Origin of the sequence: Rhizobium sp. PRIMUS64 (assembly GCF_023006465.1) — a bacterium.
Classification (GTDB): domain Bacteria; phylum Pseudomonadota; class Alphaproteobacteria; order Rhizobiales; family Rhizobiaceae; genus Rhizobium; species Rhizobium leguminosarum.
The window spans coordinates 1-19955 of record NZ_JALBGX010000122.1 but is presented as its reverse complement, the minus strand read 5'-3'; the positions used below and the strand labels follow the sequence as shown (position 1 = coordinate 19955).

At 63.0% G+C, this 19955-nt stretch carries 18 protein-coding genes; 7 read left to right on the top strand and 11 right to left on the bottom strand.

Features of this window, described 5'->3' with window-relative positions:
* From MOV76_RS31315 to MOV76_RS31295, 5 genes are all read left to right on the top strand, one after another.
* A partial coding sequence (locus MOV76_RS31315) for an ATP-binding cassette domain-containing protein (protein WP_247265972.1) occupies nucleotides 1-1074 on the top strand: 1074 nt, incomplete at its 5' end.
* A 143-nt stretch (nucleotides 1075-1217) separates the two neighbouring features.
* Nucleotides 1218-2210 (top strand): tripartite tricarboxylate transporter substrate binding protein, encoded by a 993-nt coding sequence (locus MOV76_RS31310; protein WP_247265971.1) that lies wholly within the window; start codon nucleotides 1218-1220, stop codon nucleotides 2208-2210.
* A 287-nt stretch (nucleotides 2211-2497) separates the two neighbouring features.
* A complete protein-coding gene (locus tag MOV76_RS31305) occupies nucleotides 2498-2686 on the top strand; it encodes a YegP family protein (protein WP_247265970.1) in 189 nt (62 codons plus the stop codon).
* 267 nt (nucleotides 2687-2953) lie between these two features.
* Nucleotides 2954-3292 carry a YciI family protein gene (locus MOV76_RS31300; RefSeq protein ID WP_026188521.1) on the top strand — a complete coding sequence of 113 codons (339 nt, stop codon included), beginning with the start codon at nucleotides 2954-2956 and terminating at the stop codon, nucleotides 3290-3292.
* A 7-nt stretch (nucleotides 3293-3299) separates the two neighbouring features.
* Nucleotides 3300-4565, top strand: a complete 1266-nt coding sequence (locus MOV76_RS31295; RefSeq protein ID WP_247265969.1) for an RNA polymerase sigma factor — start codon at nucleotides 3300-3302, stop codon at nucleotides 4563-4565.
* A gap of 84 nt (nucleotides 4566-4649) precedes the next feature.
* On the opposite strand, the gene MOV76_RS31290 is transcribed toward MOV76_RS31295, so the two are convergent.
* The 3 genes from MOV76_RS31290 to MOV76_RS31280 all read right to left on the bottom strand — a co-directional run bounded on the left by MOV76_RS31290 (nucleotide 4650) and on the right by MOV76_RS31280 (nucleotide 7700).
* On the bottom strand, nucleotides 4650-5681 hold the full coding sequence (locus MOV76_RS31290; protein ID WP_018445945.1) for a peptidoglycan -binding protein: 1032 nt from the start codon (nucleotides 5679-5681) through the stop codon (nucleotides 4650-4652).
* Nucleotides 5682-5684: 3 nt separating this feature from the next.
* Nucleotides 5685-6788 (bottom strand): MotA/TolQ/ExbB proton channel family protein, encoded by a 1104-nt coding sequence (locus MOV76_RS31285; RefSeq protein ID WP_018243485.1) that lies wholly within the window; start codon nucleotides 6786-6788, stop codon nucleotides 5685-5687.
* Between the two features lie 111 nt (nucleotides 6789-6899).
* Nucleotides 6900-7700, bottom strand: coding sequence for an inositol monophosphatase family protein (locus MOV76_RS31280; protein WP_018243486.1), 801 nt, complete (start codon nucleotides 7698-7700; stop codon nucleotides 6900-6902).
* Between the two features lie 218 nt (nucleotides 7701-7918).
* Here MOV76_RS31280 and MOV76_RS31275 point away from each other — a divergent pair, with 218 nt between their 5' ends.
* Together MOV76_RS31275 and MOV76_RS31270 are read left to right on the top strand one after the other, a co-directional pair.
* Nucleotides 7919-8497 (top strand): TetR/AcrR family transcriptional regulator, encoded by a 579-nt coding sequence (locus tag MOV76_RS31275; protein ID WP_247265968.1) that lies wholly within the window; start codon nucleotides 7919-7921, stop codon nucleotides 8495-8497.
* Nucleotides 8498-8571: 74 nt separating this feature from the next.
* On the top strand, nucleotides 8572-9312 hold the full coding sequence (locus MOV76_RS31270) for a 3-oxoacyl-ACP reductase family protein (protein ID WP_247265967.1): 741 nt from the start codon (nucleotides 8572-8574) through the stop codon (nucleotides 9310-9312).
* Nucleotides 9313-9395: 83 nt separating this feature from the next.
* Here MOV76_RS31270 and MOV76_RS31265 read toward each other — a convergent pair whose 3' ends face one another.
* The 8 genes from MOV76_RS31265 to MOV76_RS31230 form a co-directional block, all read right to left on the bottom strand.
* Nucleotides 9396-10493 (bottom strand): chemotaxis response regulator protein-glutamate methylesterase, encoded by a 1098-nt coding sequence (locus tag MOV76_RS31265; protein WP_247265966.1) that lies wholly within the window; start codon nucleotides 10491-10493, stop codon nucleotides 9396-9398.
* 60 nt (nucleotides 10494-10553) lie between these two features.
* Complete coding sequence (locus MOV76_RS31260) at nucleotides 10554-11411, bottom strand: protein-glutamate O-methyltransferase CheR (RefSeq protein WP_247265965.1); 858 nt, start codon at nucleotides 11409-11411, stop codon at nucleotides 10554-10556.
* Between the two features lie 30 nt (nucleotides 11412-11441).
* Complete coding sequence (locus MOV76_RS31255; RefSeq protein WP_018072866.1) at nucleotides 11442-11924, bottom strand: chemotaxis protein CheW; 483 nt, start codon at nucleotides 11922-11924, stop codon at nucleotides 11442-11444.
* Nucleotides 11921-13729 carry a methyl-accepting chemotaxis protein gene (locus MOV76_RS31250; RefSeq protein WP_247265964.1) on the bottom strand — a complete coding sequence of 603 codons (1809 nt, stop codon included), beginning with the start codon at nucleotides 13727-13729 and terminating at the stop codon, nucleotides 11921-11923. Before MOV76_RS31250 ends, MOV76_RS31255 begins: the two co-directional genes overlap by 4 nt.
* A 162-nt stretch (nucleotides 13730-13891) precedes the next feature.
* Nucleotides 13892-15814: a methyl-accepting chemotaxis protein gene (locus MOV76_RS31245; RefSeq protein WP_247265963.1), complete on the bottom strand. Its 1923-nt coding sequence runs from the start codon at nucleotides 15812-15814 to the stop codon at nucleotides 13892-13894.
* Between the two features lie 246 nt (nucleotides 15815-16060).
* Nucleotides 16061-17767: a methyl-accepting chemotaxis protein gene (locus tag MOV76_RS31240; protein ID WP_018243493.1), complete on the bottom strand. Its 1707-nt coding sequence runs from the start codon at nucleotides 17765-17767 to the stop codon at nucleotides 16061-16063.
* Nucleotides 17768-17800: 33 nt separating this feature from the next.
* On the bottom strand, nucleotides 17801-18313 hold the full coding sequence (locus MOV76_RS31235; protein ID WP_018243494.1) for a chemotaxis protein CheW: 513 nt from the start codon (nucleotides 18311-18313) through the stop codon (nucleotides 17801-17803).
* On the bottom strand, nucleotides 18310-19955 hold a 1646-nt coding region (locus MOV76_RS31230; protein WP_247265962.1), incomplete at its 5' end, for a chemotaxis protein CheA. The genes MOV76_RS31230 and MOV76_RS31235, both read right to left, overlap by 4 nt.

The following is a 19955-nucleotide window of genomic DNA, read 5'->3' as shown; positions in this document are numbered from 1 at the left end:
GAGGCCGCCCGCGCCGCGATCCGCTCGCGCGCGCTGCTGACGGGGATCGCCATCACGCTGATCTTCGGCAGCGTCGTCGCCGTGCTCTGGGTCGGCGCCCATAGCGTGCTTGCTGGCACGCTCTCGGCCGGCACGCTCGGCCAGTTCCTGCTCTATGCCGTCATCTCCGCCGGGTCGCTGGGCGCGCTGTCGGAGGTCTGGGGCGAACTTTCGCAGGCAGCCGGTGCTGCCGACCGGCTGACCGAACTTCTCGACGAAGTCTCGCCGATCACAGCCCCCGCCAGCCCGCAGGCTCTTCCTTCGCCCAGCCGTGGTCGCGTCGAATTTTCCGGTGTGCATTTCGCCTATCCCTCGCGCCCCGGAAAATCGGCACTGCATGGCTTAAGCTTCGCCATCACGCCAGGCGAGACGGTCGCCATCGTCGGCCCGTCCGGTGCCGGCAAGAGCACCGTCTTTTCGCTATTGCTGCGCTTCTACGATCCGCAGCAGGGCAGCGTGACGATCGATGGCGTCGACGCGCAGCTGACGACGCCCGACGAGCTGCGCCAGCGCATCGCCATCGTGCCGCAGGATGTCACCATCTTTGCCGCCTCGATCCATGACAACATCGCCTTCGGCCGCCCCGGCGCCTCGCGTGACGAGGTCCGCGCCGCAGCCCTTGCCGCGCAGGCCGACGAATTCATCGCCCGGCTGGACCAGGGTTACGAGACCGAGGTCGGCGAACGCGGCATCATGCTCTCTGGCGGCCAGCGCCAGCGCATCGCCATTGCCCGCGCCATCCTGAAGAACGCCTCCGTGCTGCTGCTCGACGAGGCGACCTCAGCGCTTGACGCCGAAAGCGAGACGCTGGTGCAGAAGGCGCTCGACGGCCTGGTGGACGGCCGCACGACGCTCGTTATCGCCCATCGCCTGGCAACCGTGCTGAAGGCCGACCGTATTCTCGTCATGGATCAGGGCCGCGTCGTCGAGGAGGGCACGCATCAGAGCCTGATCCGCCATGGCGGCATCTATGCCCGGCTGGCGCGACTGCAATTCGACGCCGCCAACGAGGATGTGCTCGCTGCGGCGAAATAGCCGGCGCGCACTTCTCCCACCAACAACGACTAAAGTCTGAACCCGCTGCGCCTCCCCGCAGTTGTCTTTCGCGCGTTCTGCCCTAACCTCTTCATTCCCCGGGGTGGGGATATGGCTGCTGAAATCCTTGGGAGGAGATAGGAATGGCACTTTCCGATATGACGCGACGTACGGGCCTTGCGCTCGGTTTCGGTGTGCTTGCGGCCCTTGCCGTCGGTGCGTCTGCCACTGCTGCGGATTTTCCCGATCGCGCGATCACCATGGTCGTGCCCTTCGCGGCCGGCGGCTCGACCGATGTCGTCGCCCGCATCGTCGCGCAGAAGATGTCAGAGGATCTCGGCCAGCAGGTGATCGTCCAGAACGTCGCCGGCGCCGGCGGTAATCTCGGCGCCGGTAACGTCGCCCGCGCCGAACCGGACGGTTACACCATCCTGATGGGCACCGTTGCGACCCACGCCCTCAATCCGCTGATCCTCAAATCGACCCCCTACGATCCCGAGCAGGATTTCGCGCCGATCTCGCTGCTCGTCGTCGTGCCGAATGTGCTGGTCGTCAATCCGGAATTGCCGGCGAAGACCGTGCAGGAGCTGATCGCCCTGCTGAAAGCCGAGCCCGACAAATACAGCTACGCCTCATCGGGCAACGGCACGCCGCTGCATCTTTCCGGAGAGCTCTTCAAGTCCATGGCCGGCGTCAGCATGCAGCACATTCCCTATAAGGGCGCCGGCCCGGCATTGAACGACGTCATCGGCAACCAGGTGCCAATCATGTTCGACAATCTGCCCTCGTCGTCGAGCCACATCAAGGCTGGCACCCTGCGGGCGCTGGCGGTGACCACGGCCGAGCGCGCGCCCTCCTTCCCCGATGTGCCCACGATCGCCGAGTCAGGCATTCCAGGTTACGAGACCTATACCTGGAACGCGCTTTTCGCCCCTGCCAAGACGCCGAACGAAGCGGTGATGCGCCTCAACGCCTCGGCTAAAAAGGCGCTTGCCGACCCTGCCGTCGCTGAACGCATGAAGGAATTCAGCGCCACCATCGTCGGCTCGACGCCGGAGGAACTCGCCACCCATGTGAAGGCCGAACTCGCCAAATGGGGACCGGTCGTCAAGGGCGCCAACATCCAGATGGAGTGATGCCGGAGCACGATGCCGAAAAGTGTGAGCGGTTTTCGGACGACATCATGCTCTCACTATTTAACTTAGAACAGGATTCAGATTTTAGGCCGACCCGGCCTAAAATCATCCTGTTCTCGGGGCATAGCCGCTGGCGCCCTCATTCGCTTGCGTCCAATGGAAACGGTGACAATTGGACGCTAAGCAACCCAATCCTGATTAAGGCAGTGGAAAAGCTCGCCATTTTGATCTAGCCTCCGCTAAGCTGATGGTTGCAATTCAGCGTTTTGGGATTTCGGGAGACATCTATGTATAAATTCGAAGTCTATAAGGATAAGGCCGGCGAGTTCCGCTTCCGCTTCAAGGCATCGAACGGGGAAGCTATGTTCTCGTCTGAGGGCTACAAGGCGAAGGCGTCCGCCATAAGTGCCATCGAATCCATCAAGAAGAACACGCCCAGCGCCGAGGTCGTCGACCAGACGAAGGCCGAGTCCTGAGCAGACCGGCAGCGGCGGCGTGATTGCCGCCCTGCCCTTTCGCACCCTTGAGCAGCGCCGGCGCCCTTGAGCCCGGCCCGCTTGCGATTTTCGGTGCCCTTTTTCTTTTTCGCATATTTTTTTGAAAGCCATGTCGAAACGACCGGTGGTCGCGCCTCATTGTTTCGGAACGGCCGCGCCGCTCCGCCGGGCTTGACGATTTTCGGGATCTCGATCCCCGCTATCGGCATGCCCGGATCAACGCAACAACGAGATCAGGAGTTTTCCATGCAATATGCTCTCATCATTCGCGAGGCCGCCGAGGATTTCGCCCGCCGCGGCGATCCCGCTTATCGCGACGGCTGGGTCGCCTACAGCAAGGCGCTCGCTCAGGCAGGGATCATGACCGGCGGCGCCGGGCTGACAGGCCCGGAAACCGGCACGATCGTGCGCCGCAAAGGCGAGGAACACGATGTTCAGGACGGGCCTTATCCGGAAGGCAAGGAACAGCTCGGCGGCTTCTATCTGATCGACGTCCCCGACATCGATACAGCACTCGAATGGGCGACCCGCGTCCCGATCTCCGACAAGGGTTCGGTCGAGGTGCGTCCGCGCTTGCAGATGTGAGGCGGTAATGCCGCCCGATGCCGGACGCGCTGCCGAAAAGGTGGCGCGTCAGTCCTACGGCAAGCTGATCGCCTTCCTCACCGCCCGCTCGCGCGACGTGGCGGCAGCAGAGGATGCATTGTCGGAAGCGCTGGCTTCGGCGCTTCGCGTCTGGCCGGAGCGCGGCATTCCCGGCAATCCGGAAGCCTGGCTGCTGGTGGCCGCCCGCCGCAATCTCATGCAGGCGGCCCGCCACCGCACTGTCGAGGCCAATGCGCAAACGACGATATCGATCGCCTTTGAGGAGGCGGAGGAACGCATGAACGAGGCCGGCAACGCCATCTTTCCCGATGAGCGGCTGAAGCTGCTCTTCGCCTGCACCCATCCCGCCATCGACCGCTCCGTGCATACGGCGCTGATGCTGCAGACCGTTCTCGGCATCGAGGCAAAGACTATTGCGCGGACCTTCGTCGTCTCACCTGAGGCGATGAGCCAGCGGCTGGTGCGGGCCAAGGTAAAGATCCGCGATGCCGGCATTCCCTTCGCCGTCCCGCCTCGCACCACCTTGCCGGAGCGGCTTGCGGCGGTGCTCTCGGCGATCTACGCGGCTTACGGTCTTGGCTGGGACGGTCTCGACGGAGAGGACGAACACCCTTCACTGGCCGGCGAGGCGATCTGGCTCGGCCGCGCGCTTCTGGCGGTGCTGCCGGACGAACCGGAAGCGGTCGGGCTGCTCTCCTTGATGCTTCACTGCGAAGCCCGCCGCAGCGCCCGGCGCGACGGTAGCGGCCGATATGTGCCGCTGGACGAGCAGGATATGGCCGCGTGGAACGCGATCATGATTGCCGAGGCGGATGCACTGCTGCGCAAGGCCGGCGGCTTCGACCGTTTCGGCCCCTTCCAGTGTCAGGCGGCGATCCAGTCCGTGCATGCGGCGCGCCGGCTGTCAGGTACGACCGACTGGCAGGCGCTGACGACACTCTACGCGGCGCTGGTGATGATGAAGCCGACGCTGGGTGCACGCGTCAGCCAAGCTGCGGTGATCGGCAGGGCCTTGAGCGCCGCTGCCGGCCTGGAAGTGCTCGACCGGCTCGATCCGCGCGACGTCGCAAGCTACCAGCCCTACTGGGCCGTGCGTGCCTTTCTCCTGACCCAGGCCGGCGATGATACCGCGGCAGCCGATGCCTATATGACAGCGATCGGCCTCAGCGACAGCCCCGCCGTGCGCGATTTCCTCGCCGGCCGCCTGAAGGCCGCGCAGCAGGGAATGTCGGGCCACTGCATAATTCCCTAAATCGGAATCGATTTAGGGAATTATGCAGCAATTCAAAGTGTTACAGCGTCCTTTGCGCGTCTGAAAAAACGCGCGGCGCTGTAATCATTTCTCGGTCAGTTTCAGCTCGATGCGGCGATTGGTAGAGTGCGCATCCGGCGTATCGCCTGGCGCGATCGGCTGGAACTCGCCGAAGCCGGCGGCGACCAGCCGATCGGCCGGCACACCCTGTGCGATCAGAAACTTGACGACCGAAATCGCGCGCGCCGAGGAGAGTTCCCAATTGTCGCGATAGCGACCCGTTCCGGCAAGCGGCACATTGTCGGTATGGCCATCGACGCGCAGCACCCAGTTGATCTCCGGCGGAATTTCCTTGGCGAGATCGAGGAGGGCGGCGGCAAGCTTCGCCATTTCGGTCTGCCCCTCCGGGTTGAGATCGGCGCCGCCCGACGGAAACAGCACTTCCGACTGGAAGACGAACCGGTCGCCGACGATGCGGATATTCTCGCGGTCCGAGAGGATCTCGCGCAGACGGCCGAAGAAGTCGGAGCGGTAGCGGTTCAGCTCCTGCACGCGCGCGGCGAGCGCCACGTTGAGGCGGCTGCCGAGGTCGGCGATCTTGGTCTGCGAGACCCGGTCTTTCTCCTCCGACGCCTGAAGGGCTGCTTCGACGGCGGCGATCTGGCTGCGAAGCGCTGATATCTGCTGGTTCAGCAGTTCGACCTGGCTGAGCGCCCGTTCGCTCACCTGCTTCTGCTCGTCAAGCTCCTGCGTCATCGAGCCGATCCGCTTCTGCGCCGCATCCTGACCGCCCGAACCGGCATTCAGCAGCGCCTGCAGCCGCGAACGGTCGCCTTCGGCGCTGGCAAGCGAGGCCTGCAGGTTGGCGACAGAATCCTGGAGATCCTGGTTGCTACCCTTTTCGAGCGCGAGAAGCTGAGTCAGCTCGTTGATCTGGCTGTTCAGGCGATTAAGCACCTCATCGCGTCCGGTGATCTCGCGGCTGAGGATGAACTGCCCGACGACGAAGACCGTCAGCAGGAACATGATTGAGATGAGCAGCGTCGACAGCGCATCGACGAAGCCCGGCCAATAATCCACCGTGCGTTCGCGGCGCCGGTTGCGGGCAAGAGCCATAGCTTACTTGCCCTCGCTCTTTTCTGTCTGGCTGGCGCGGTCGCGCATGCGCTCGCCCCTCTCGCCTGCGCGCTCCTGCACGCCGATGCGCTCGGCAAGCCGGTCGAGCGTGCGGCGCATTGCCTTCGCCTCGTCCTGCTGTGCCTCGATCCAGTCGCGCAGCATCTGCTGCTCGTTGCGCATGTTCTTGACGAGGCCCTGAATACCTTCGGCAAGGCTCGCCATGGCGGCGACGGAGCGCTGGCTGCCGGCGCCGCCCTCTTCGGAGACCTTGCGCAGATAATCGGAGAGCGCGCGCATGTCGTCCGAGGAACCGCCGGATACGGCCTCGAGAGCCGGGGCAAGATCGGAGCCGACATCCGTGACCGAGGAAAGCCAGTTTTCCAGCTCCATGTAGAAGCGGTTTTGCGCGCGGCCGGCCTGCAGGTCGAGGAAGCCAAGAATGAGCGAACCGGAAAGGCCGAGCAGCGAGGAGGAGAAGGCCTGGCCCATGCCCGAAAGCGGCGTGGAAAGCCCTTCCTTCAGCGCCGAGAGCACGTCTCCGGTGCCGTTCGAGCCGGCATCGAGGGACTGAATGACAATGCTGATCGAACTGATCGTGCCGATGAGGCCCCAGAAGGTGCCGAGCAGGCCGAGGAAGACCAAGAGGCCGATCAGGTAGCGTGAAACATCGCGCGATTCGTCGAGGCGGGTAGCGATCGAATCGAGGATTGAGCGCAGCGCCGTCGTCGACAGCGCCACTGAGGACTTGCGGCTGCCGAGCAGCGCCCGCATTGGCGCAAGCAGCCGCGGATTGCGGTTCACCTTGTCGGCGCTGCCGGCGGCGCGGAACGAATTAAACCAGCGCACCTCAGGGCGAAGCGCCAGTACATGGTTGAAAACAAGGATGATTCCGACCGCGAGAACACCGACGATCAGGCCGTTGAGGCCCGGATTGTGCATGAAGGCGGTCTGCGTCTGCCGGAAGAGGATGGCGGCGATAAAGCCGACGATGACGAGGAAAAGCAGCATCGTCCAGAGGAAGGGCATGGGACTCGAAAGCCTGTTGGCATAAGTGCCAGCCGTCTTTTCGGTGGAGCCGATCTCCGCCACATTCACATTTTCCATAGGGTCGCTGCCTCCGGAGTCATTGCTGGCGGAGACTAGAGCAACATTGTGCCGAATTGAAGTATGCCGGGGCGAAAACCGTGACTTTACAACAGCCAGATTTTCGTTCGGTCACTTGGCCGGAACCGGCCGCTTGACGACTTCGATCAGCGCCTTGTGGATGATCTCGTTGCCGGCGACGATCGCGCCGCTCTCCAGCATCGTCGCGCCACCGTCCCAGTCGGTGGCGAAACCGCCGGCTTCGCGGATGAGCAGGATGCCGGCAGCCATGTCCCACGGCGCAAGCTCCGCTTCCCAGAAACCGTCGAACCGCCCGGCAGCGACATAGGCAAGATCGAGCGTCGGCGAACCCAGACGGCGGATGCCCGCCACTTCGCCCATCACGTGGCGAAGTTCGACCAGGAACTTGCCGTGATTGCGCTTGCCGAGCGCCGGCACACCGCAGCCGATGACGCAATCCGACAGCGCGCGACGCGCGGCGACGCGCAGGCGTCGGTCGTTGAGGAAGGCGCCGCCCCCGCGTTCGGCGGTATAAAGCTCGTCGGTTGCCGGATTGAAAACGACGGCGGCAACGATCTCGCCGTTGCGTTCGAGCGCGATCGAGACAGCAAAGGCCGGGATGCCGTGCAGGAAGTTCGTCGTGCCGTCGAGCGGGTCGACGATCCAGCGATGCGCGCCGTCGGTGCCCTTGATTTCCTCGCTTTCCTCGCCGAGGAAGCCATAGGTCGGACGCGCCTTGAGCAGCTCTTCCCTGACGATCTTTTCGGCCTTGCGGTCGGCGGTGGAAACGAAGTCACCCGGTCCTTTCACGGACACCTGCAGGTTCTGCACTTCGCCGAAATCACGTCCCAGCGACTTTCCTGCCTTGAGGGCAGCCTGAACCATGACATTGAGAAGAGCTGAACGGGCCATCGGCGCATTTTTCCTTGGGACTGATACGGGGCGCGCGCGCTGCCAGGGGCGGGAAGTGTCCCTGAACATGCATGACAGGCAGCGCTGCGAAGATTGGCGGCCTCAAGACCACAAAATCAGGGAAATTTCAAGGGGAGGCGCGCATGGCTGCCCTGCGGCGGCGGAAACCATTCATTTTATTCTGGACAGATCAGTCCAATAAGAGTAGAAGCCTGTTCATGGCACGACACAAGGAATTCGATCGCGACACCGCCCTTCATGCCGCCATCGGCGTATTTTCCGAGCATGGCTATGAAGGCACCTCGACCGAGGAATTGCTGACGGCGATGAAGATCAGCCGGCAAAGCATGTACGACACCTTCGGCGACAAGCGCGGTCTCTATCTGGAAGCGCTGAAGCGCTACAATGTGGAGAGCATCGATAAGATCATCGCCGATCTTCGCCGCGAAAACCGGCCGATCGAGGCGCTGGAAGGCGCTCTTGTCGCTTTCGCCTCGCGTCCCGCTGCCGAGGCGCGGCGCGGCTGCCTCGGTGTCAGCGCCATCTGTGAATTCGGCCGTACCGATGCCGAGATCGCAGCTCTTACCGACAGCGCCGGCCACGCGCTTCACGCGGCGATCGAAAGCCTTCTCGCTGAGGCTCGCAGGACCGGAGATCTCGCAACAGATATCGATATCGCCGACGCCATCCCGTTTCTCGGCGCTGCTTTGTCGGGGATGAAAGTCAGCGCCCGAAACGGCGTCCCACCCGAGACGCTCCGCGGTATCGCACGCATGGCAATCAGAAGCCTCCGCTGACGATGGGGCAACTCCGAAGCGGCCTTTCCACGGCCAATTCTAGACTGATCAATCCAAAAACAAAGGAAACCTGCATGTCTCAACCCCTTTCCACCAAGATCGCCCTCGTCACCGGCGGCTCGCGCGGCATCGGTGCCGCCATCGTTCGAAGACTCGCCGCTGACGGCGCCGCCGTCGCCTTCACCTATTCCAGCTCCGAGCACACGGCGAAGGCGATCGTCGCCGAGCTGGAGGCTGCTGGGGGCAGGGCGCTGGCGATCCGGGCCGACAGTGCCGATGCGAAGGCCGTACAGGATGCCGTCGCGCTGACAGCCGGGCATTTTGGCGGTCTCGACATTCTCGTCAGCAATGCCGGCATTCTCATCCTCAACCCGCTCGACGACTATTCGCTCGAAGATTTCGACCGGATGTTCGCCGTCAACGTCCGCGCTGCCTTCGTCGGCATCCAGGCAGCGGCAAGACACATGAAGGAAGGCGGCCGCGTCATCACCATCGGCAGCGTCACCGCCGATCGCAGCGGCTTTCCGACCTCCTCGGTCTATAGCATGACGAAAGGCGCGATCGCCTCGATGACCCGCGGCCTCGCCCGCGATCTCGGCCCACGCGGCATCACCGTCAACAACATCCAGCCCGGCCCGACGGCGACCGACATGAACCCCAATGAGGACGATCATGAGCGCCTCAAGCCGCTGATGGCGCTTGGCCGCCTGGGTGAGGACCACGAGATCGCCGGCCTCGCCGCCTATCTCGCCAGTGCCGAGGCCGCCTTCGTCACCGGCGCCAGCCTGACGATCGACGGCGGTTATCTCGCCTGAATGCAGAACCTAGAGGGCTACAATAAAAGTCGGCGGCATCCTGCGACACCGCCGGCTTCGATCCCGTCCAGTTCAAACAGGTCCTAGAACTTCTGTTGTGTCATCAGCACTTCGCGAGCGATCTGATCGAGCGGCAGGACCCGGTCGACGCCGCCTTTGGCGATCGCCTCCTTCGGCATGCCGAAAACGACGGAACTCGCCTCGTCTTGCGCCACCGTGTAGGCGCCGGCCTGGTGCATTTCGAACATGCCGCGCGCACCGTCGTCGCCCATGCCGGTCATGATGATGCCCATGGCGTTCGAGCCGGCCGAGCGCGCCGCCGAGCGGAAGAGCACGTCGACGGAAGGCCGGTGTCGCGACACCAGCGGCCCGGTCTTCACGCTCACATAATAGCGCGCACCCTGGCGCTCGAGCAGCATGTGCTTGTCACCAGGCGCGATCAGCACATGGCCGCGCAGCACCGGATCGCCATCGACGGCTTCCTTGACCTCGACCTCGCAGAGCCCGTTCAGCCGCTTGGCGAAGGCGGCGGTGAATTTCTCCGGCATGTGCTGGACGATCACCGTACCAGGCGCATTGGCCGGCAGTTCTTCCAGGAACTCGCGCAGTGCTTCGGTGCCGCCGGTGGAAGCTCCGACGCAGACGACCATCTCCGTCGTCTTCGCCATGGCCCGCCCCGTCGGTGGCGGCAGCATCACATCCGCCGTCAGTTTCTTTGCCGGCCCCTCCGCTGAAGCGGAACGGATGGTTCCGGCGGCGCGGCGGACATTGGAAAGTCGTGCATGCGAGGCGCTCTTGACGACTTCGCGAATACGCATCGCATCATCGGCAAGGCTGTCGGCGGCCCCGATCTTCGATTTCAGAATGACGTCGACCGCACCGGCCTCCAGCGCCTGGATCAGCGTCTCCGAACCCGCCTCCGTCAGCGACGAACACATCACGACAGGGATCGGCCGCTGCGCCATCAGCTTGCGCAGGAAGGTAATGCCATCCATGCGCGGCATCTCCACATCGAGCGTGATGACATCGGGGATCTCCTCCTGCAGCTTCCGCGCCGCCATGAAGGGGTCGGATGCGACCGCCATGATCTCGATATCGGGATCCTGCTCCAGCACGTGGGTCAGCGTCTGGCGGACGCTGGCGGAATCGTCGATGATGAGAACGCGGATTTTCTTAGCCATGAATGCCCCTAATGCATGCCGTCCAGAAGTGCGCAGCGGTTTTGGGATGACGCCATGCGCTTAGATACGCTGAAATACCGTATTCGAGACCTGCTTCAACGGCAGATCGAAGCCGGTGATCGATTCAGAATGGCCGATGAACATGTAGCCGCCCTTCGCCAGGCAATCACAGAGGCGGTTGAGCACGCCGGCCTGAGTCTGCTTGTCGAAGTAGATTAGCACGTTGCGGCAGAAGATGACGTTCATCGCCTCGCCGATCTGGTATTTCTCGTCCATCAGGTTCATGCGGGCAAAACCAATCTTGCTGCGCAGTTTCGGCGTGATGCGCACCTCCCGCCGATCCGGCTGCTTGGCCGTCAGCACGTATTTGCGCTGCAGGTCGCGCGGCACGGGCGCGACGAGGTCTTCCGGGTAGATGCCGCGGCGCGCCGTCTGCAGCACGTCGGTGGAAAGGTCGGTGGCCAGAACGCTGTAGGAGACGTCGTTGCGGCCTTCGGTGAATTCCGCCAGCACCATCGCCATCGTGTAGGGCTCGGCTCCCGTCGAGCAGGCAGAGCTCCAGGTGCGGATGGTCCGAACGCCGCTATTGGCGATCGTTGGCAGCGCTACCGTCTGCAGATAGTCGAAATGCTTGGCTTCGCGGAAGAAGTCGGTCTTATTCGTCGTCACCACGTCGATCAGGTAGACGGTTTCCTGGTCGAGCCCGTCGTGATTGAACAGGAAGTCGCAATAATCGTCGAAGGTGGCATGGTTGGTTGCGCGAAGGCGGCGCCTCAGCCGCCCTTCGAGCATCGTCAGCTTGGTCGGCGGCATCTTGATGCCGCTGTAATCGTAGATGAACCGGGCAAGCTTGTCGAAATTGCGCTTGCTGATCCGGTCGCCCGGCAATTGGGTTTCCACCGCTGCTGCCATACTCATAGAACGCAGTACTCCGAGTTGATGCGCGGGTCAGGCCGCCGATTGCAGTGCCGAGGCGTCCTCGCGCGACAGCAACCGTGCAAGATCGATGATGACGACGAAGCCGTTTTCACGGCGAACGACGCCGGCGATATAGTCCGAGCGCCAGCGCACGCCGATGTCAGGCGCCGCCTCGATCTGCTCGCGCCGGAACGGCGTGACCTCGAAGACGCGGTCGGCGACGAGGCCGAGGGTCAGGAGCCGGCTTTCCATCGGCACGTCGAGGACGAGCACGCGCGTATGCGGCGTCGGCACGGTCTTCGTCATGCCGAGCTTCAATCGAAGATCGATCGTCGGCACGCCCTGCCCGCGCACGTCGCGCAGGCCGAGCAGATAGTCTGGACCATTCGGAATCTTGAAAGCTTCCGCATAGTCAAGGATTTCCCGTACGACCTCAACCGGCACGGCGAAAATCTCCTCGCCGAGGCTGAAGGTCACGAATTGCGCTTCCAGGGATGTCGTGGCCATGATCATGCGCTTTCCTTGAATTCGGCGTCCCCATCGTCGGGACCGCCCATGGAGAGATCGAGAGCGAAGCCTTTTACCCGCGCCTGCTGGCCGGCAACGCTGTTGGCAGCCGGCTTCCTGGTGCTGGGCTTGCGACCGGCGGCCTGTGCCGGACTGCGGACCGTGACCTTGGCGGCCGGCGTGCGGGACTGGCGATTGCTTGCTGTATCGACCTTGAAGAAGGCAATCGAAGCCTGCAGCTCTTCCGCTTGGGTCGCGAGCTCTTCCGAGGTCGCCGACATCTGCTCGGAAGCACCGGCATTCTGCTGCGTCACCTTGTCGAGCTGCTGGATCGCCTCGTTGATCTGCGAGGCGCCGACATCCTGTTCGCGGCATGCGGCGCTGATCTCGGAGACCAGTTCCGCCGTCTTGCGGATGTCGGGCACCAGCCGGCCGAGCATGTCGCCGGCTTCCTGAGCGGCCTTGACCGTATCGCCCGACATAGAGCTGATTTCGGCAGCAGCCGATTGGCTGCGTTCGGCAAGCTTGCGCACTTCCGAGGCGACGACCGCAAACCCCTTGCCGTGCTCTCCGGCGCGCGCCGCTTCGACGGCAGCATTGAGCGCCAACAGATCGGTCTGGCGGGCGATTTCCTGGACGATGCCGATCTTCTCGGCAATGGTCCGCATCGCCTGTACGGCGCGCGTCACCGCGTCACCACTGGCTTCCGCGTCCTTGGCCGACTGACGGGCAATCTTCTCGGTCTGGGCGGCGTTGTCGGCATTCTGCTTGATGTTGGCGGCCATCTCTTCCATCGAGGCGGAAGCCTCTTCGGCCGAAGCCGCCTGTTCGGTGGCGCCCTGCGACACCTGCTCGGAGCTCGAGGACAGTTCCTGGCTGCCCGCCGAGACATTTTCTGCGGCAGCAGCCGCATCGGAGACGACGCCACGCAGGCGCTCAACCATCTGTTCGAGGGCAATGCCGAGCGTGTCCTTCTCCGAAAGCGGCTTCGGAGACACCGTCAGGTCGCCGTTCGCGATCTGGTTGGCGATCTCAGCAGTGCTGCGAAGATTGTCCGTCATGACGTTGATCGTGTTGACCAGATCCTTGATCTCGTCGTTGCTCTTGATCTCGATCTTCTGGTTCAGGTCACCGATGGCGACGGCGCTGGCAACGTTCATGATCTTGCGCAGGCCGCTGTTGACACCGAGCGCGATCCACAGCGCAGCAGCGAACGCGATGACGGAAGCCCCGATAGCGATGCCGATCAGCATGTTTTTCGTCGAACTATAAAGAATGTCTGTATCGTTATCGGCTTGCGTCATCGACTTCTGCTGAAGCGTGACGAGCGTCTCGAAAACATCTTCGAGTTCCATGACGAGAGCGCGAACCTCTCCGGACGAAAGCGCCGCTGCCGCTGCCCTGTCGTCACTTTCCTGGATAGAGGCGACTTTGTTGGAGCCCTCACTGAAGCGTTTGGCCAACTCGACCAGCCTGTCCCAGGTGGGCTTGCCCTCGGCAGTTGCGAGCTGTTGGCCGCCCGTGGCGAAAACTACCATTTCATCCAGGCTCTTCGCCGAATTCTGGTAGTCCTTCCTGGCTACTTCCGGATCCATTTCCAGAAGGGCATTCTTCTGCCAGCGAACAGCATTAAGCTCCGCAGTCTTTGCCTCTAGAGCCAGTTCCAGCCTCTTTGCCGGACCCGAAATAAGGTTGCCGACAGCATCGTTCAGGGAACTGAGGCTGATGATTCCATAGACCGCGCTGCCCACCAGCAACAATATGACAAAGCCAAATGCGGCTGCGAGCTTAAGTTTAATCGTAATACGCATCTCAATATACCTCTCCGAGAGCGAAGCAATAAATGTGGACCAGGGGGCGCGGCATCATGCAGCAAAGACATTCCGGTAGGCGAAGCGTGCGTCGCGGGCCATCCTGATTGGCCCACGACAATTGCGAACGGGGAGCGGTCATGCGCTTTCCCCAGGGGAGCGCTATGCGCTCTCCCTAAACTCGTCATCGGCCGTATCGGGACCGCCCATCGACATGTCGAGGGCAAACCCCTTCACGCGGGCCTGCTGACCAGCGATCGTATTGGCCGGCGCCTTACTGACCGGTTTGCGCGGTGCGGCCGAGGCCCGGCTGCGGGCGGTTAGTTTTACAGCCGGCGCGCGCTCGCGGCGCCCACCCGCCATATCGACCTTGAAGAAGGCGATCGACGTCTGCAGCTCTTCGGCCTGGGAGGCGAGTTCCTCGGAGGTCGCCGACATCTGCTCGGAGGCGCCGGCATTCTGCTGCGTCACCTTGTCGAGCTGCTGGATCGCTTCATTGATCTGCGAGGCGCCGATATCCTGTTCGCGGCAGGCGGCGCTGATCTCGGAGACCAGTTCCGCCGTCTTGCGGATGTCGGGCACCAGCCGGCCGAGCATGTCGCCGGCTTCCTGAGCGGCCTTGACCGTATCGCCCGACATAGAGCTGATTTCGGCAGCAGCCGATTGGCTGCGTTCGGCAAGCTTGCGCACTTCCGAGGCGACGACCGCAAACCCCTTGCCGTGCTCTCCGGCGCGCGCCGCTTCGACGGCAGCATTGAGCGCCAACAGATCGGTCTGGCGGGCGATTTCCTGGACGATGCCGATCTTCTCGGCAATGGTCCGCATCGCCTGTACGGCGCACGTCACCGCGTCACCACTGGCTTCCGCGTCCTTGGCCGACTGACGGGCAATCTTCTCGGTCTGGGCGGCGTTGTCGGCATTCTGCTTGATGTTGGCGGCCATCTCTTCCATCGAGGCGGAAGCCTCTTCGGCCGAAGCGGCCTGTTCGGTGGCGCCCTGCGACACCTGCTCCGAGCTTGCCGAAAGTTCCTGGCTGCCGGAGGAGACGTTCTCGGCGGCCGAGATCGCATCGGCCACGACGCCGCGCAGGCGCTCGACCATCTGTTCGAGCGCGAGGCCCAGCGCATCCTTGTCGGAGAGCGGCTTTGGAGACACCGTCAGGTCGCCGTTTGCGATCTGATCGGCGATGCCGGCGGTGGTCCGCAGGTTGGAGATCATGCTCTGCATCGCGATGCCGAGCGTATCCTTATCCGAGAGCGGCTTGGCATCGGTGCTGAGGTCGCCCATGGCAATCTGATCGGCAAGAGCTGCCGTGGTGCGCAGATTGGCAGTCATGCTGTTGACCGTATTGATGAGGTCCTTGATCTCGTCATTGGTCGTGACATCGACCGTCTGGTTAAGGTCACCGATTGCGACGGCATTTGCGACGGTCGTGATTTTCCTCAGGCCGTTGTTGATTCCGAGCATGATCCACAATGCAGCACCGAGCGCCACAAGCACGGCGATGCCGGAAGCAGTGCTGAGGATCAGCTTGGTCGAGTTATAAAGATCGGTGTTCGACTGATCGGTCGTCTTCATGCCCTTGCGCTGAATCTCGATGAGTGCGGCAATCGCGTCACCCATGTCGTTGGTCATCGTGCGCAGGTCGCCGAGCGACAGCGCCAGTGCGCCGGCTTGATCGCCCCTGGCGTCAAGCTGCTGCAGCTCGGCGGATCTGTTGCGGAATTTCGCGCCGATCGTCTGCAGCTTTTCCCAATAGAGTTTTCCTTCCGGCGAAGCGATGGCGTGGCCGGCATCGACGGCCTCAAACATGGCCTGCAAGTTCTGGTCGGCCTCCTTGTAGAAACCGGCAGCGCTGTCGGGATCCGTGGAAAGCAGTGCGTTCTTCTGAGCGCGGATGGCGTTGACTTCGGCGACATTGGCGGTCAGTGCCAGCTCCAGACGGCGCATCGGGCCGTCGATCATCTTGCCGCTGGCGTCATTCAAGGTGCCGAGGCTCATGCTTCCGTAGATGGCGATGCCAATCAACAGCAATGTCATGATGCCGAAGGCAAGCCCCAGCTTGAGCTTGATGGTGAAACGCATGTGGTACCCCCTCTATGCGGTCAAAACGAATGGATAGAAACGCGTCCCATCGGCGGGACGGCGAGCTTGAAAGTGATGTGTCTGAAAAGGGGGAAAGCGACTACATTCACTTCCCGGCAGCCGGACATCTATCGATCGCAGCGCCAACGCCTACATGCGTTGGGGGATATTCCCGTCTCGGGCCGCCGGAGCAGCCCGAGGGATCAGTTTGAGGCGAAGGCGCATAAGCGCTTCCCCGGGGAGCGCTTATGCGCTCTCCCTGAAATCGTCATCGCTGGCATCCGGACCACCCATCGACATATCGAGAGCAAAGCCTTTGAGACGCTGCTGCTGAGCCGAAATCGTCTGGGCGCGGCCTTGGCTATGGGCCTGCGGGGCAGCCTTGCGGACAGCGGCCGGGGCCTTCACCTTGGCGGAAGCTTTTGGCTGCGCTTTGTTGGCGCCGGACCGCGCGCTGCCTGCCGTATCGACCTTGAAGAAGGCGATCGACGTCTGCAGCTCTTCGGCCTGGGAGGCGAGTTCCTCGGAGGTCGCCGACATCTGCTCGGAGGCGCCGGCATTCTGCTGCGTCACCTTGTCGAGCTGCTGGATCGCTTCATTGATCTGCGAGGCGCCGATATCCTGTTCGCGGCAGGCGGCGCTGATCTCGGAGACCAGTTCCGCCGTTTTGCGAATGTCGGGCACCAGCCGGCCGAGCATGTCGCCGGCATCGGCGGCAGCCTTGACCGTGTCGCTCGACATCGAGCTGATTTCGGCAGCAGCCGATTGGCTGCGTTCGGCAAGTTTGCGCACCTCCGAAGCGACGACCGCAAAACCCTTGCCGTGCTCGCCGGCGCGTGCCGCTTCGACGGCGGCGTTGAGGGCGAGTAGATCGGTCTGGCGGGCGATTTCCTGGACGATGCCGATCTTCTGGGCGATCGTGCGCATAGCGTCGACGGCGCGCGTCACCGCTTCACCGCTGGCTTCCGCATCCTTGGCCGACTGGCGGGCGATTTTTTCGGTCTGCGCCGCATTGTCGGCGTTCTGCTTGATGTTGGCGGCCATCTCTTCCATCGAGGCGGAAGCCTCTTCGGCCGAAGCCGCCTGTTCGGTAGCACCCTGCGACACCTGTTCCGAGCTTGCCGAAAGCTGCTGGCTGCCGGAAGAGACGTTTTCGGCGGCCGACAGTGCGTCGGCGACGACGCCGCGCAGGCGTTCGATCATCGTGTTGACGTTGCCTAGAAGTTCGCCGATTTCGTCATGGCTGGTGATATCGGCCATCTTTGTCAGATCGCCTTCCGACACTTCGCGAACCACGGTGTTTGCACGGCTGAGGCCCTTGCTGATCGTGCTGGCGATCCAGAAGGCGGTGAAGGCAGCAATCAGCAGGGCGACCGCGGCGACCGCAACCATCATTGTGCGCGTCGTCGTGTATTGCGCTTCGGCGCCGTCGTCAGCAGCCTTCATGCGCTGCTTTTCAAGTGCCAGGATCTCGCTGAGCGTCGAGTCGATGTCGTTGGCAGCGGCGCGCGCCGTCGTGACGGAGATGGCATTTGCGCCTTCGGCATTGCCGGCCTTCACATATTCGCGGATCTGATCGTCGGCTCCATTGAAGGTCTTGGAAAGTTCGGCGATGCGGGCCCAACGCGCCTTGCCTTCTTCCGTTGCCAGCGCCAACACCTGGCTGAAGGCGTCGGCGAATTCCTTGCGAGCCTGATTGCCCTTGGCGATTGCCCCGGCCGTCTCGTCTGCGCTGCGGGCGGTGAGCAGGTTCTTCTGCTGGCGGATCGCCTCGAGCTGAGCGATGTTGATCTGCTGCGCGAAATCCAGGCGGGCCGCCGGGCCGGCGAGAAGCTTATCGATCGTGTCGTTCAGCGATCCAAGGCTGAAGACACCGTAAGCGGCAGTGCCCACGAGCATTACAATGATGAAGGTGAACGCGGTCACTAGTTTCGTCTTGATTGTCAGTCGCATGGTCCCCAAACCCCTCGTTGAATTCATCCAGCGTCAATTAGCGGCTCCAGCCGCGTCGTGCCTCGATGAAAAAATCGCCTGCAGATTAGGGAGAATGATGAATTCTCCGCCCCTCTTCACCAGGCAGTTGATGTAATCGGCGCGCCAGCGCATGCCGATGCTCGGCGGTGCCTCGCTCGCGGACTTTGCAAGTGTCGTCACCTCGTTCACCTTGTCGGTTCTGAGGCCGACGAGCGTCTGCTCGCCCTGCAGATCGATCTCGATGACGATGATGCGGCTGTCGATCGTCGCCTCTGCCGCTTCCATCCCGAAGGCGAGACGCAGATCGGCGAGCGGAATGACCTTGCCGCGAAAGTTGATGACGCTGGCGACGAAGGGCTGGCTGCCCGGCACCGCGGTCTCAGGAAGCAGGTCCAGGATCTCCTGGACGATGACCGCTTCAAGTGCGAAGGTTTCGCCATTGAGATCAAAGGTCAGGACCTCGACTTCCTCGGCATAGCTCCAGTGATTGTCGAATCGTTCGGCCGTTGCTGCTGTTGCGCTCATCCTGCTACACGCAATTGCGCCTCCTGTTGCTGACCCGCGGCAACCAGGTGCCCGACGTCGAGAATGAGAGCGACGCTGCCGTCGCCGAGAATGGTGGCGCCCGAGAAGGTCGCGACGTTATTGTGCAGCTTCGACATCGACTTGATGACCGTCTGGTGGTCGCCGATGATCTGGTCAACGACGAGGCCGACGCGCTCCGTGCCGGTCGAGATGACGACGACCTTCTGATGCACATCGGGCTTGGTGCCGGTGCGGAAGAGGTCGCGCAGGCGCAGGAACGGCACCAGGCTGTCGCGCAGCGAGATGAAGCTGCGGCCGCGCGAGCGGAGATCTTCCTCGAGCGACAGTTCGAGGCATTCCTCGACCGCCGAAAGTGGGATGACGTAGCGGCCGGAACCGACGCGCACCAGCAGGCCGTCGATGATGGCGAGCGTCAGCGGGATGCGCAGCGACACTTCCGAACCCTGTCCCGGCATACTGACGATGTCGATTGCGCCGCGGAGGGCTTCGACCGTCTTCTTGACCACGTCCATGCCGACGCCGCGGCCGGACAGATTGGTGATAGCTGCTGCCGTCGAGAAGCCGGGGGCGAAGATCAGCTGCAGCAGCTCTGAGTCGGAAAGCGGCTGGCCGGGCTGGATAAGGCCGGAGGATTCGGCCTTGGCGCGAACCCGTTCACGATTGATGCCGCGGCCGTCGTCCTTGATCGAGATGATCACCTCGCCGCCGGCCTGGCGGGCCGAAAGCGTCACCGTCCCGGCTTCGGTCTTGCCGGAGGCAAGCCGATCGGCGGGCGTTTCGAGGCCATGATCAATCGAGTTGCGCACCAGATGCACCAGCGGATCGGCCAGACGCTCGATGACCGTCTTATCGACTTCGGTGCTCTCGCCCTCCGTCACCAGCTCGATCACCTTGCCGGTCTCGCGGGCGAGATCGTGGACGAGGCGGCGGAAGCGGGAGAAGAGGGTGGCGACCGGCACCATGCGCAGCACCATCATCGTGTCGCGCAATTCGCCGGACAGGCGTTCGATTTCTTCCGAAACGGAACGCAGCGCGATATCGGTGCTGGCGCTGGCGAGCTGGCTGAGGCGCGACTGCGCGATGACGAGCTCGCCGACGCGGTCCATCAGCTCATCGAGACGTTCGGCCGGAACGCGGACATTCTCGGCCGCCTTTGCCTGGCTGACGGCGGCGGGCGCCTCGCGCTTGGCGGGAACCGCCTCGACAGGACGGAATTCCGGGACGGCGGTCGATGTTGCAGCGACGGGGGCTGGGGCAGCCCTTTCCTCGACCGGAGCGGCGGTTGCCGCTGCCGTACCACTGATCTCCTCGAGGCTGAGTTCCATGTCATCGAGCACAAAGATGAAGACGTCGTCGATCGCTGAACGATCCTGCTCGCTGGTCAGCGTCACGTCCCAGGAAATATGGAGCTCCGTCGGAACCAGATCGTCGAGGGCCGGAATGGCCGAGGTGTTGGCGCGCACGCTGCATTCGCCGAGATCGCGCAGCTCGTCCAGCAGGCCGAGCGGGTTGGTGCCGTTGGCCATCGAATTGGCGGGCAGGCTGAAGCGGATGCGCCAGCTGTTCTTCTTCTTCGCCGGTGCGTCGCGCACGGCCGCGGGCGGGGGAACAGCGGCGGGCG